Annotated in this window: 11 protein-coding genes and 1 pseudogene; 2 read left to right on the top strand and 10 right to left on the bottom strand. The window is 69.3% G+C overall.

Annotated elements, in window-relative coordinates; translation table 11 throughout:
• Positions 1 to 155: 155 nt before the first annotated feature.
• The 8 genes and pseudogenes from CXY81_RS03345 to CXY81_RS03310 form a co-directional block, all read right to left on the bottom strand.
• A complete protein-coding gene (locus tag CXY81_RS03345) occupies positions 156 to 413 on the bottom strand; it encodes a DUF3073 domain-containing protein (RefSeq protein WP_104193959.1) in 258 nt (85 codons plus the stop codon).
• Positions 414 to 584: 171 nt separating this feature from the next.
• The gene (crcB, locus tag CXY81_RS16285; RefSeq protein WP_158251989.1) at positions 585 to 953 is read right to left on the bottom strand and encodes a fluoride efflux transporter CrcB; all 369 of its coding nucleotides are present in this window, start codon (positions 951 to 953) and stop codon (positions 585 to 587) included.
• Positions 950 to 1,366: a CrcB family protein gene (locus CXY81_RS03335; protein ID WP_104193957.1), complete on the bottom strand. Its 417-nt coding sequence runs from the start codon at positions 1,364 to 1,366 to the stop codon at positions 950 to 952. Before CXY81_RS03335 ends, crcB begins: the two co-directional genes overlap by 4 nt.
• Before the next feature lie 3 nt (positions 1,367 to 1,369).
• Positions 1,370 to 3,493, bottom strand: a complete 2,124-nt coding sequence (locus CXY81_RS03330) for an APC family permease (protein ID WP_104193964.1) — start codon at positions 3,491 to 3,493, stop codon at positions 1,370 to 1,372.
• A gap of 736 nt (positions 3,494 to 4,229) precedes the next feature.
• Positions 4,230 to 4,610, bottom strand: a pseudogene (locus tag CXY81_RS16845) (PadR family transcriptional regulator); the annotation flags it as partial.
• 2 nt (positions 4,611 to 4,612) lie between these two features.
• Positions 4,613 to 5,494: a hypothetical protein gene (locus tag CXY81_RS03320; RefSeq protein ID WP_233193954.1), complete on the bottom strand. Its 882-nt coding sequence runs from the start codon at positions 5,492 to 5,494 to the stop codon at positions 4,613 to 4,615.
• Between the two features lie 167 nt (positions 5,495 to 5,661).
• Positions 5,662 to 6,336 carry a universal stress protein gene (locus tag CXY81_RS03315; RefSeq protein ID WP_158251988.1) on the bottom strand — a complete coding sequence of 225 codons (675 nt, stop codon included), beginning with the start codon at positions 6,334 to 6,336 and terminating at the stop codon, positions 5,662 to 5,664.
• A 109-nt stretch (positions 6,337 to 6,445) separates the two neighbouring features.
• A complete protein-coding gene (locus tag CXY81_RS03310; RefSeq protein ID WP_104169461.1) occupies positions 6,446 to 7,240 on the bottom strand; it encodes a CPBP family intramembrane glutamic endopeptidase in 795 nt (264 codons plus the stop codon).
• A gap of 432 nt (positions 7,241 to 7,672) precedes the next feature.
• On the opposite strand from CXY81_RS03310, the gene CXY81_RS03305 reads away from it, so the two are divergent.
• Both CXY81_RS03305 and CXY81_RS03300 read left to right on the top strand, forming a co-directional pair.
• Positions 7,673 to 8,860, top strand: coding sequence for a M20/M25/M40 family metallo-hydrolase (locus tag CXY81_RS03305; protein WP_104193954.1), 1,188 nt, complete (start codon positions 7,673 to 7,675; stop codon positions 8,858 to 8,860).
• A gap of 183 nt (positions 8,861 to 9,043) precedes the next feature.
• A complete protein-coding gene (locus CXY81_RS03300) occupies positions 9,044 to 10,300 on the top strand; it encodes an NRAMP family divalent metal transporter (RefSeq protein WP_233193953.1) in 1,257 nt (418 codons plus the stop codon).
• Between the two features lie 463 nt (positions 10,301 to 10,763).
• Here the strand turns inward: CXY81_RS03300 and CXY81_RS03295 are convergent, their stop codons facing one another.
• Complete coding sequence (locus tag CXY81_RS03295) at positions 10,764 to 11,465, bottom strand: GntR family transcriptional regulator (RefSeq protein WP_104193953.1); 702 nt, start codon at positions 11,463 to 11,465, stop codon at positions 10,764 to 10,766.
• Between the two features lie 97 nt (positions 11,466 to 11,562).
• Complete coding sequence (locus CXY81_RS03290) at positions 11,563 to 13,335, bottom strand: biotin carboxylase N-terminal domain-containing protein (protein WP_104193952.1); 1,773 nt, start codon at positions 13,333 to 13,335, stop codon at positions 11,563 to 11,565.
• Positions 13,336 to 13,449 lie beyond the last annotated feature (114 nt).

The raw sequence follows: 13,449 nt of genomic DNA, 5'->3' as shown, positions 1-13,449 counted from the left end.
GGGCCGCCCGCCGGGCCGCCCGCCGGGCGCCCCGCCGGGCGGCCCGTGCGCGTAAATGGCCGCCATCGGTGAAACGATGGCGGCCATTTGCGCGCACCCGCTGAGGCACAGGGCCGCGGGGGAGCAAAGCTAGCCGAGATGAGCCGAGCCGAGCGTCAGGCGCGCTTCTGCTCGTCTTCGGTGGCGTAGTGGTCGACGTATTGGTCGTCGGCGTCGGCGTCGGCGTCGTCGGTGTCTGCGTCTTTGCCGGCCTCGTACTCCGGCCACTTCGCGAGGTCCTCATCGAGGCGCGGATCGTTGGCCGGATGCCCGGTGAGCTCGCGCTCAAGCGCGTTGTAGTTGGTGTCCGGGCTGAAGTACTTCAGCTCGCGGGCAACCTTGGTGTGCTTTGCTTTTTGACGGCCGCGCCCCATGCGAGACCCCCTAACGATGCCAGGCCGGGTGAGAGAAGCGTCTCCCGGGAGTTGCCGAATATGGTGAAAACTAGCCGTCAGTTTAGCATGGCGGGCCGAACGGGCCGCGGATGCAAATCCTGAGCAGCGGTTCGCCGAACACGTTCACAATCAGCGTTCCTTCACTGTACCTCAGCGGGAGAGGAGGTAGCCCGCACCACAGACCAGGAACCCGAGCAGGAGAGTGCCGATCAGGTTGACAATGCCCGCTCGCCGACGCCCGGTGAGCGTCAGTTCGACGGTCTCGACGCTCCAGGTGCTGAACGTGGTCAGGCCGCCGCAGACCCCGGTCAACAGGATCAGTTGCACGTCGGCGGACACCGCGGCACGCTCGGAGAGACCGAGCACCACGCCGCCGATCAACGATCCGGCCACGTTCACGATCAACACGCCGAGCGGCAGCCGCCCGGGGCCGACGGGGAGGGCGCGCGAGACGAAGTAACGGATGACCGCCGCCGCGCCACCGGTGACGAGTACGCCGAGGCCCAACCAGGTGCTCACAGAGTGCTCCCGGAATCCGGAATGTCCGGCAACACGCGGTGCCGAAGCTGCGCCCCCAGCTGCAGGCCGAGGGCCGCGGCCCCGAACCCCAGCAGCAGAGTGGCCGCGAGGTAGATCCAGCCGAGAGTCGGGAATCCGGCCGCGCCGAGCGCGACCAGGGACACCATGACGGCGGAGTAGGTCGTGAACGACCCGAGCACCCCCGTGCCGAGGGCGGCCTTGACCCAGGCCGGCGGGCCCGAGCGGGTCCACAGGCCGGCCACCAGCCAGCCGAGGATGAACGCGCCGATCGTGTTGACGATCAGCGTGCTCGCCGGGAAGTCGGTGTCGGTGTGCGGGAGAGCCTGGTCGATGCCGAGTCGGAGGCCCGTGCCGACCATGCCGCCGAGAAAGACGGCGGGAGCAAGGCGCATCCGTTACTTCCTCTTGCGGCGCCGCGCGGAGGACGGCCGGGAATTCGGCGGAACCGTGCCGACGACCGGCGTGGGTCGGATCGGGATGTCCTTGGTCGGCGGAGCGAGCGGGCGGCGAGGGATCGGGCGGGGGCGCACGGGCTCGCCGCGGCGGTCCTGGCCGGGCACGGGCCGGGAGCGCCGGCCGTAGATGAGCTCGGAGGAGTCGAGCAGCCACGGCACCAGGGCAATGGTGACGCCGTGCACGAGCATGAGCTTCTGGCGCAGCCGCCGGGCCTTGTGGTTGTGCAGCAGACCCTCCCACCAGTGGCCCACGATGTAGATCGGGGTGTACACGGTGACGACCTCGGACCCGTGGTCCTCGCGCCGGTCCTTGATGTAGCTGATTAGAGGCCAGCTGATATCCCGGTAGGGCGACTGTACGATGCGCAACGGCACCTGGATGTTCTGCTGCACCCAGGCGCGCTTGAGCGCCTTGGTCTCGTCGACGTCGACGGAGATGTGTACGGCCTCGATGCTCTCGTGGCGGGCCGCGATCGCGTAGTCCAACGCCTTGAGCACGGGCTTCTGCATCTTGCCGACCAGCACGATCGCGTGGTCGCCCGACGAGCCGAAGGTGGTGTCGGCATCCACTTCGATTTCCTTGGCGACGTCGCGGTAGTACCGGTTGACGCCGAGCATGAGGGTGAACAGCACAGGCATCAAAACGAAGACGAGCCAGGCGCCGTGGGTGAACTTGGTGATGGTGACCACTATCAGCACCACGCCGGTGAGCAGCGCGCCGAAGCCGTTGATCGAGAGGCTGGCGATGATGGATGCCCGGTTCGGCGGGTTCGTCTTCAGCAGGGTCAGCCAGTGCCGCACCATGCCCGTCTGCCCGAGTGTGAAGGAGACGAAGACGCCGATGATGTAGAGCTGGATCAGCACGGTCAGGTTGGCCTGGTAGATGACCAGGATGATGCAGGCGAAGAGGGCCAGCAGCAGCACACCGTTGGAGTAGATCAGGCGGTCGCCGCGGGTGCTGAGCGATTTCGGGGCGTAGGAGTCTTTGGCGAGTACCGAGCCGAGCAGCGGGAAGCCGTTGAACGCCGTGTTGGCGGCCAGCAGCAGCACCGCCGCGGTCGCGGCCTGCAGCACGAAGAACATGATCGAGTTGTTGCCGAAGGTGGCCGCCGCGATCTGGGCGATCAGGCTGCGCTGCGGGGAAGTCGCACACTCCTCCCAGCCGATCAGGTCGCAGGGATTCTCCGCGTAGTGCACCTTCGAGAACAGGGCGAGCGCGGTCAGGCCGATGAAGAGCGTGATGGCGATGCCGCCCATGAGCACCAGCGTGCGCTGGGCGTTCTTGACCTTCGGATGCTTGAACGCGGGCACCCCGTTGGCGATCGCCTCGACGCCGGTGAGCGCGCTGCACCCACTCGCGAAGGAGCGCAGCAGCAGCAGGATGAACGCCGACTGGGCCAGGCTCTGGGCCTCTACGTCGTAGTTCGCCGACTCGGCCATCGGGGTATCGCCGAGGGCGACCCGGGCGAGGCCCACGACGACCATCAGCAGCACGCTGGCGATGAACAGGTAGGTGGGGATGGCGAAAGCCTTGCTCGACTCGTGCACGCCGCGCAGGTTGACCGCCGCGAGCAGGATCACGAAGAAGACCGCGAACTCCACCCGGAACGGCGCCAGGCCCGGCAGTGCGGAGATGATGTTGTCCACGCCGCTGGCCACCGACACGACCACGGTCATCACGTAGTCGACGAGCAGGGCGGACGCGACGACGAGGCCGGCCTTCTCTCCGAGGTTCTTGTGCGCGACCTCGTAGTCGCCGCCGCCGGACGGGTAGGCCTTGATCAGCTGGCGGTACGACGCGACGACCACGACGAGCAGTAGCACGACGCACGCCGCGACCCAGGGCGCGAAGCTGAGAAAAGCCAGCCCACCGAGCGTCAGGATCATCAGGAGCTCCTGCGGCGCATACGCGACGCTCGACAGCGGGTCGCTCGCGAAGATGGGGAGGGCGAGGTGCTTGGGCAGCAACTGGCCGTCGAGCTTTTCGGTCGAGAGCGGGTCGCCGATGATCCACCTTTTCGGTGAACGTGTTTCTGGTGCCTGGGGGGTTCCCTCTGGTGTCACGAGGGACGACACTACTCCCTTGGATTCCTCTGTCAAATCCAGGGGAGTCGGCCGCGGTGCGGGCGTGTCGGGCGCGCCCGGTCTGCCCGATCTGCGGCGCCCTGATGTCCCTGCTCGCGATCGACCGTTCGGGGGGATGCACCGACCGCGCCACCCCACCGCCGAGGAGACCGCGGCCTGTACCGTCTGACCCGGTTGCGACGGTGACACACAGAACACCCGCGCAGCTGGCGAGGGTGTTCTGTGTGGGGGGGTGCTGTTGCACCGCTCCGGGCTAGTGGCCGCGCTGCCGGTGCAGGGCGGCGAGGATGTCCGCGCGCACCTCGACCAGGCGAGCCCGAAGTTCCGGCACGAGCGTGGTCGGCACGCCGGACCGTGTGGCAGCCTGGCGCAGGTCCGCGCGCAGCTGCTGACGGAACTCGTTCAGCACCAGGTCGGCCTCATGCAGCGCCCGGTTGGACTCGAGACGCGGGTCGGGCGTCGAGGCGGCGGTGGATCCCGAATCGCCTTCGACGGTTCCGGCGCGGGCACCTGTTCCGTCGAATGTGGTTCCCGATGTGCTGCCGCTCGCTGCCGATTCCGCTGCGCCGGTCTGCCATCCCGCTCCGGCCGAGGCTGAAGCTGCGGCTGATGCGGCTGCCGCGCCGGCGGCGGCCGCGGCCGCGGTGCGCGCGGCATTGCCGGCGGCGGTGCCCGCGGTGGTGCCCGCCTTGCGTGCGCTGCGGGCATCCCCCGCCTGGCGCTTGGCGGAGGCCAGGTCGAGGCGCAGACTGCGCATCGCTGCGCTGACTCCCGACCGCACGTCGTCGGCCAGTCGCCTTACGGAGTCGGCGACCTCGGTCTCGAGGTCGTGCAGGTCACCCTGGCGGGCCTGGAGTTCGGCGCGGCCGGCGTCGGTGATCTCGTAGACGCTCTTGCGGCCATCCGTCGATTTGGTCACGAGTCCTTCCTCTTCAAGCTTGGCCAGGCGCGGGTAGATCGTGCCGGCGCTCGGGATGTACGTTCCGCCGAAGCGGTCGCTGAGCGCCTGGATCAGTTCGTAGCCGTGCCGCGGCTGATCGGCGAGCAGGCTGAGCAGGTAGAGGCGAAGGCTGCCGTGGGCGAAGACGGGGGTCATTCTCAGACCTCCCCGTTGGCGCGGGCGTCGCCCGGTTCGGTGTTTGTTCGTTCGCCGGCCGGGCCCGCGGACGCAGGCTCGGTGCTGCGACGCACCACCGTGATGTCGCCCGACACCGAGTTGGCCTGCAGCTCGAGCCAGCTGCCCTCGAGTGTGCCGGTGCTGGACTCGAAGCCCTTTCCGAAGGTGCCGCGAATCGTCTGGTCGTCCAGCTGCAGCGTGCCCGAGACGGTGTTCAGCCGGTAGCGCGTCGCCACATCGGCGCCGAGGCGCACGGTGAGGCTGCCGCTGATCGTGTTCGTGTTGATGGAATCGGGCGTGCCCTCGATGTCGAGGAACACCTCGCTGTTAACCCCGTCGAGACTGAAGCGACGGATGGCCCCGCTCGCCGTGCAATCGCCGGAGACCGTGTGGGCGATGATGCTGCCCTCGAGGCCGCGCACCGACAGCTCGCCGTTCACGGCGTTGAGCTCCAGGTCCCCGGTGACACCGTCAACCACGATGTCGCCCGACACAGTGCTCAGCCGGGCGCCGTTCGTGAGGCCCGAGATCAGGGCCTCGGCCGAGATCACGCCGAGCTTCAGGGCCACGGCGCGGGGGACCAGGATGCTGACGTCTGCCTTCGCGGTGCCGCGGAACGATGCGAAGACCTCGATGAAGTTGTCCCAGCGCAGCTGCGGGTGGTCGATCTCGAGGGTGTCGCCGTCGACCGAGATCTTGAGGTCCTTGCCGGTCACGCTGTGCACCTCGATGCGAGTGCCCGGCTCGTCGTGGCCGATCACGTCGATCTTGCCGCCGATCATGCCCACCTTGAGCGCCCGAACGACCTCGATGTCGATCACCGTGGTCTGCCCGGGGCTGACCAGCCATTTTTCCAAAGCCATGGAATTCTCCTTTTCGGGGGCGGCGTCCGCGCAACGGATGTTCACCACCTGTTCACGATATATCGCGTCTTGTTGAGATTCACGATATATCGCGAGTGGCGAGCGGACAAGCTTCGGCGGGAACTTTCAGCCGGGGTTCAGCTCTCGGTTCAGGCTCCGTACGGCGGTCAACTCTCCGGCTCGATGGTCAGGCCGAAGCGGGCGGCGCGCTCGGCCGATTCGATCGATTCGACCGGGGCGGCTCGCACGGTCAGCAGCGGGATCGGGGCTTTGTTGGCGATCTCCCGGGCCACGCTGCCAAGGAAACGCGAGCGGCGCTGCCGGTGGGAGCCGAGCGCGAAGAGGTCGTAGGCGCCGGAGCCCGCCCGGCGCAGGATCTGCTCGGCGGCGCCCCCGGTGGCCCGGGTGCTGAACGGGTGCACCGCAAGGTCGGCCAGCTGGCCGACGGCGGCGGACTGGATGCCGGCGGCGATGCGGTCGAGCCTGTCGGGGGAAACGTCGCGCGCGACGTCGTAGTCGAGCACCGTCAGCAGCGTCACGGTCTGCAGCCTCGCCCCAAGGAGCAGCACGACAGTGACGGCGGCGTGGTCCGCGGCCTCGGAGCCGTCGATGCAGACGAGCACCCGCACGTCTCCCTCGAGGGATTCCCCGGGAATCACGGCCGCCTCGGCCAATTCCTCCCGCTCGAGGTAGACGGCCAGGCCGGCCAGCGCGATGGCGAAAGGGCCGGCAGCCAGACCGAGAACCACCCAGATCGGGGCGTCGTGGCCGCGGCGGATCATCACGAACGCCGACGCAAGTCCCACCAGGACCCAGCCGACCGCCACCAGAAGCGGTGTCACCCAGACGCCTTCTGCCCACATGCCCTCAGCATTGGCGGCCCGCGCCGAACTTGCAAGGGGGCGAGGTCCGGCGGCCGGGGCATCCGTCGACCGGCTCGCCGCCTGAGCTTCAGTACAGGAAGATCGGCAGCCAGTCGCGGGTGTGGGCGTGCACGATCACGAGGAAGACGACCGCGTCGAAGAGCAGGTGCACGATCACCACGTAGGTCAGTGATTTGGTGAGCGCGAAGGTGTAGCCCTGCAACAGCGCGAAGGGGAACGTCATCAGCGGCCCCCAGCTCTGGTAGCCCAGTTCCCACAGGAACGAGGTGAAGATCACGGCCTGCAGGAGATTGGCCTGCCAGTCGGGGAAATGACGCCTGAGCAGGGCGAACGCCGTGCAGATAAAGAAGAGTTCGTCCCAGATGCCGACGAAGCCGACGCCCACGAACAGGCGGGCGATCTCGTCGGGGGCGGTCACGGCCGGCCAGTTCTGGTAGGCGCCGGAACGGATGAAATAGGTCGGCAGAATCAGATAGCCCAGCAGCAGCACAAGCGGCAGGTACCAGCGTTCCAGGGAGGTCCAGCGCTGGCCGGTGCGGATCGGGAACCGGATCGCGTGGTCGCCGAACGCGTAGCGGGAGAGCAGGTAGGGCACGAGCACGGCGACGGTCAGCACGGTCCCCATCAGCGCCATATTCGGGTAGCTGATGTCGGCCTCGACCGAGATGGTGCTGATGATCAGCAGCCCGATCGCGATCAGGAGCAGATCCTTGAACAGGGCCCGGTCGATGGCGAAGGCGAGCCCGATGGCCGCGGCGAGTAGCGCGTAGCCGGGCAGCGGCTCGCGCGCCCCGAACAGCAGCACGGCGGAGGCGGAGAGCAGCGCGGCGGGGACGAGTCCCCAGGAGGCGCGCGGGCGCATCCGTTCGCTCGACGTTGCCGGTCCGGCGCCGGTGCCGGCGCTCGTGCCGCCTGTGAGTGGGCTGCCCGTGCTCCCACTCGTGCCCGCTGCCCGTTTCGCTGACCCTGCCGCGCCATCGCCCATGAGATATGGTACCCAACCTGGGCGGGGAACGGCCGGTGCGTCTCGCCTCGCGACCGGGCATCGAGGCCCGGCGATGAACCAATTCGACGGAGATTTTGGGAGCAAGGAAGGTTTTCCAAGGTTTAAGGACCGATTCGGACGAAATCTCCGTCGTATTCGTTCGGGGGTGCGGGCGGAACGTGTCGCCGGCTGCCCGGTCGGCCGCCCGGCCGGCTGCCCGGTTGCGAGATCGGGTGAATCGTCGCCGTGCAGCCCTGAAACCGACGTTTCACCCGCTTTCGCGGTCTGCGGCGCCGCTAGGTTGAGGGTGTGAATTCAGAGAGCGAACCGGTGGGCGTGGTGCAGAGGCTCATCGGCATCGATTCCGTCAACTCCGACCTGGTGCCGGAGGCGGCAGGCGAACGGATGATCGCAGCTTGGTGCGCAGACTGGCTCACCGCGCGGGGGTTCGAGGTGCACCGCCTCGAGGAGCATCCTGGGCGGCCTACGATCGTCGGCATCCGGCGCGGCACCGGGGGAGGGCGCTCCCTGATGCTCAACGGGCACCTCGACACCGTCGGCGTCGGCGATTACGCCGGGGATCCGTTCGGGGGCGAGCTCCGGGACGGGCGCGTCATCGGCCGGGGAGCCTTCGATATGAAGGGCGGCGTCGCGGCGATCCTGGTCGCGGCGGCGCGGGCGACGGGAGTCAGGGGAACCGGGGCCCATGCGGCCGGGCCGGCCGGGGCATCCGATCTCGCCGGAGACGTCATCGTCACCCTCGTGGCGGACGAGGAGTTCGGCAGCCTCGGCACCATGGAGGTGCTGCGCAGCTTCCGCGCCGACGCGGCGATCGTCGCCGAGCCGAGCGAGCTGTGCCTCACGCTCGCCCATCGCGGTTTCGCCTGGTTCGAGGTGGAGCTCACCGGGCTCGCCGCCCACGGATCCCAGCCGGAGCGCGGCATCGACGCCATCGTGCACGCCGGGCTGGTGCTGCGCGCCCTCGATAAGCTCCGGGCCGACATCGAGGCGGCGCCGGCGCATCCGCTGCTCGGCCACGGTACCGTGCGCGTGTCGACCATCGCCGGGGGTTCGGATGCCGCCACCGTCGCCGCCGCCTGCACGCTCACGATCGAGCGGCGCATGCTGCCCGGCCAGAGCCCCGACCGGGTCGAGGCCGAGCTCCGGGCACTGCTGGAGCGGCTCGCCGACGTCGTCGTCGGGTTCCGCTTCCGGCTGACCCGGCTCGTGGCGCGTGCGGCGTTCGAGGCCGATCCAGAGTGGCCGATCGTGCGTCTGGTGACCGAACGGGCGACGGAGGTGCTCGGACGCCGGCCGGATGTCCGCGGCGAGCCGTTCTGGACCGACGCCGGGCTGCTGCACGAGGCCGGCATCCCCTGCCTCGTCGTGGGCGTGGACGGTGGCGGAGCGCACGCCGACGCGGAGTGGGCGGACGCGGCATCCGTCGACGCGCTCACCGAGATTCTGACCCGCACGATCGCCGATTTCTGCGGGTAGTCCGCGCGCCCGGCGATCCCGCCCGAACCCTGCCTCGGCCCCATCACCGTCCCTGCCCCGCTGCACCCCGCCGGCCGGGGGGAGTCCATGTGGGCCTCATGGTTGTGCTGATTGTTGAACAATATGTAGGCTGGCTCGACATCAGTGACCGCCGGTGCTGACCTTCCGAGAAGTGAGCGCCCCATGGTTTTCAACGTCGTCCGCGCCAAGATTCGAGCGAAAACCGCAGGCGTGAAGAAGAAGCTGCGCGGCCCGCGCCGGGCGCAGCGCAGCGCGCTCCTCGGCGCCATGTTCCTGATGGCGACCAGCGCCGTCGGACCCGGCTTCATCGTGCAGACCACAAGCTTCACGGTGCAGCTCGGCGCAGCCTTCGCCTTCGCCATCCTGGTCTCGATCCTGGTCGACATCGCGGTGCAGCTGAACGTCTGGCGGGTGATCGGCGTCAGCGGTAAGCGAGCGCAGGAACTGGCCAACACCGTGCTGCCCGGCGCCGGCTGGTTCCTGGCCGCGCTGATCTGCCTCGGCGGGCTCGTGTTCAACATCGGCAACATCGCCGGTTCCGGCCTGGGTGTCAACGTGCTCTTCGGCCTGGACGCCAAGCTCGGCGGCATCCTCTCGGCGGCCGTCGCGATCGCGATCTTCCTCAGCAAACGGGCCGGGCTCGCGCTGGACAAGGTCGTCGTCGTACTCGGGGCCGTGATGATCGTGCTGATCGCCTACGTGGCGATCGTGTCGAATCCGCCCCTCGGCCTCGCGGTCAAGAACACGGTGCTGCCCGACGACATCGACGTCCTCATCATCACCACCCTGATCGGCGGCACGATCGGCGGCTACATCACCTACGCCGGCGCGCACCGGATGATTGACGCCGGCGTGACCGGACGGGCCCACATCACCGAGATCACCCGCAGTTCGGTGCTGGGCATCATCATCACCGGCGTGATCCGGGTGCTCCTGTTCCTCGCCATCCTCGGCGTGGTCGCCGGGGGCGTGGACCTGACCAGCGACAATCAGCCCGCGGAGGCCTTCCAGGCCGCGGCCGGCGAGATCGGGTTCAAACTTTTCGGCATCGTGCTCTGGGCCGCGGCCATCACCTCGGTGATCGGGGCGGCGTACACCTCGATCTCGTTCGTGGCCACTTCACAGACCTCGCCCCGCACCCGCAGCATCGCCACCGTCGTCTTCATCGCCGTGTCAACGTTGGTCTACACGCTGCTCGGCCAGGCCCCGGCCACGCTTCTGATCATGGCCGGCGCGGTCAACGGGCTGATCCTCCCGTTCGGTTTCGCTGTCATCCTCTGGGTGGCCTGGCGCCGCCGCGACCTGCTCGGCGGCTACGTCTACCCGAAGTGGCTGCTGGGCATCGGCGTGCTGGCCTGGCTGCTGACGCTGTTCCTCGGCTATCAGTCCCTCGGCGGACTCGCGATGCTTTGGGGCTGACGGATGTCCCCGACCCCCACCCTGCACGGCCCGCCGCGCGCCCCCGCTCCGACGGCCCCCGAAGACCCCTTGAGACTCCCGAAGGCCCCCGAAGACCTCCGAAGACCTCCGAAGACCTCTTGAGACTCCCGAAAGCCCCCGAAGACCTCCGTTTCCCGCTGCTGTCCGCCGACCCGGCGCCCCCTTTCTCCGTCGCCGACATCCACCCCGCTGCCTGCTTGATCGCCCGCCTCTGTGGCTAACTCAGGAGTTTTGTTTGCGTGGTCACCGGCTGGTGCTGGCCGCCGCACTGGTCCGCGGCTCCGGTGCGCGGCCCGGCGGGATCTCCTGAGTTAGCCACAAACCAGCGCAGCGCGGAGGAACAGCGCGGAGGCGCAGCGGAGGAACAGCGCGGACGCGCAGCACAGCCGCACGCAGGCAGCTGAGGGGAGCGGGGCCGGGCAGCCGTGCCGGATACCGCCGGCTAGCGGACGGACTCGGCCACGATCGACAGCAGCTGGGCCTCGGCGCGCTGCAGGTAGCCGGTGAGCAGGGCCGCGGCATCCGTCGACCGGCCGGCCGCCAGCAGCTCGACGATGCGGGCGTTGTCGTCGACGTAGGGCGCGTGGAAGGTGGCCTCCTCGCCCATCGAATGGAAGACCAGGCGCATCTCGGCGAGCACCTGCGCCATCAGCAAATCGAGGCGGTCGCTGCCGGCCAGGGCCACGACGCCGGCGTGGAACTCCTGGTTGGCACCGGCCATGCCCGGGACCGATCCGGCCTCGCGGGCCTTCCGCGCGCTCGCGACGGCCTGGCGCAGTTCGTCCAGCCTCGCCGGGGTGAGCTCCTCGGCCGGTGTGAATGCCAGGGCACCCGGCTCGAGGTAGCGCCGCACCCGGTAGATCTCCCGAATGTCGTCTGCGTTGGGCCGGGCGACGAAGACGCCCTTGTTCGGGACGCGGGTGACCACCCGTTCGGCGCTGAGCGTCGCGAAGGCCTCGCGGAGCGTGTTGCGCGAGACGCCGAGCGCGTCGCAGAGCGGCTCCTCGGGGAGCTTCGTGCCGGGCGGCAGGTGGCCGGCCGCGATCCGCTCGCGTAGCACCCCCGACACCCACTGGCCGGTCTCGGCGTGACGCGCCGACGCGGTGCGGTGACGCAGGTCGGCGAGGGTCTCGGCGAGGGTCATGGTGCCCACGATACCGCCCGGTCGGAGCGGCGGCCCGAGGACGGGCGGGGTGTTCCGGCGGTTCCGGCGGGCAGCCGGAACCGGACGACGGATACGCTCAGTCCCCGATCGAGGCGACCGCGCTGTCCACCGCCACCGTGTCGCCGGGCTGAACCAGCTGGTCCCGCAGGGTTCCGCTGCGGTGCGCCACCACGATCGACTCCATCTTCATGGCCTCGAGTACGAGCACCGGGTCGCCTGCGGCCACGAGCGCACCGGATGGGGCCATCCACTTCACGACCGAGCCGCCCATGCTGGCCCGGAGGGTGTCCGGGTCTGCGGCGGGGGCCGAGTGGCCCCCGGTGGGAAGGCCGTCGGCAGCGGTGACAGCGCCCGCACCGGCCGCGCCGCCCAGCCCGCGAAGGAGACTGTTGAGCAGGGCGGCAGGCAGGCCGAGCGCCATCCGTCGCCCGTCGACCTCGATGCTGATGGTGTGGCGGGCGGCCTCCGGCGGCACGGGATTGAACTGGGGGTCGCTGGGCAGTTCTTCGGCGAAGTCGGCCTGGATCCAGCCGGTGTGCACGCCGAGGTGGTCGGGCGCGGTGAATGCCGTCGAAGTGACCACGGCACGGTGGAACGGCAGAACGGTGGGCAGGCCGGTGATCTCGAACTCGGCAAGGGCTCGGCGGGCGCGGCGCAGGGCCTGCTGCCGGTCGGCGCCGGTGACGATCAGCTTGGCGAGCAGGGAGTCGAACCGGTCCGGTACGATGCCGCCTGCCCTGACCCCGGAATCGACCCGGATGCCCGGCCCGGTCGGCACGGTAAAGGTCGCCACGGTCCCGGGGCACGGCAGGAACCCGCGCCCCACGTCTTCGGCGTTGATGCGGAACTCGAACGAGTGCCCGCGCGGTTCGGGGTCGGTGAAGATGGGAACGGGCCCGCCGGATGCGATCTGCAGCTGCGCCAGTACCAGGTCGATGCCGCTGGTCTCCTCGGTGATCGGATGCTCGACCTGCAGCCGGGTGTTCACCTCGAGGAACGAGATGGTGCCGTCCTGCGCGAGCAGGTACTCCACGGTGCCCGCGCCGGTGTAGCCGGCGGCCCGGCAGATGGCCTTGGCCGAGGAATAGATCTGGTTTTTCTGCGCAGGGGTGAGGAACGGCGCGGGCGCCTCTTCGACGAGCTTCTGGTTGCGGCGCTGCAGCGAGCAGTCGCGGGTGCCCACGACGATCACGTTGCCGTGGGTGTCGGCGAGGATCTGCGCCTCCACGTGGCGGGGCTTGTGCAGGAACCTCTCGACGAAGCACTCGCCGCGGCCGAAGGCGGCCGTCGACTCGCGCACGGCCGAATCGAAGGACTCCTCGATCGCATCCATGTCCCAGACGACCTTGAGGCCACGGCCGCCGCCGCCGAACGCCGCCTTGATGGCCACCGGCAGGCCGTGCTCCATGGCGAAGGCGCGCACCTCGGCGGCGGTCTCCACGGTGCCCTCGGACCCGGCGACCAGGGGAGCTCCCACCCGGATGGCGATCTCACGGGCGGAGACTTTGTTGCCCAGCACCCGGATCGCGGCGGGCGTCGGACCGATCCAGAGCAGTCCCGCGTCGATCACGTCCTGAGCAAAGTCGGCGTTCTCCGAGAGGAAGCCGTAGCCCGGGTGCACGGCGTCGGCGCCGGAGTCCTGGGCGATGCGCAGCAGCTTGGCCACGTTGAGGTAGCTGTCGGTCGGGCTGTCGCCGCCGAGTGCCCAGGCCTCCGTGGCGGCCGAGACGTGCATGCCGTCGGCGTCGACGTCCGCGTAGACGGCCACGGAGTCGAGGCCGGCGTCGTCGCAGGCGCGAGCGATGCGCACGGCGATCTCGCCGCGGTTGGCGATCAGAACTTTCTGCATGGTTCAGCTCTCATTCGGGGCGTGTGTTCGGGGGGTGTTTGGGGCACGCGCGGGGGCTGCGCCGCTCAGCGCGTGGCGTGCCGGCAGCGCAGCGGCGCAGCACCCGCNCGCCGC

The sequence above is a fragment of the Cryobacterium sp. M25 genome, from assembly GCF_002929635.1.
GTDB classification, from domain to species: Bacteria; Actinomycetota; Actinomycetes; order Actinomycetales; family Microbacteriaceae; genus Cryobacterium; species Cryobacterium sandaracinum.
This window is presented reverse-complemented; position numbering and strand designations above follow the sequence as displayed.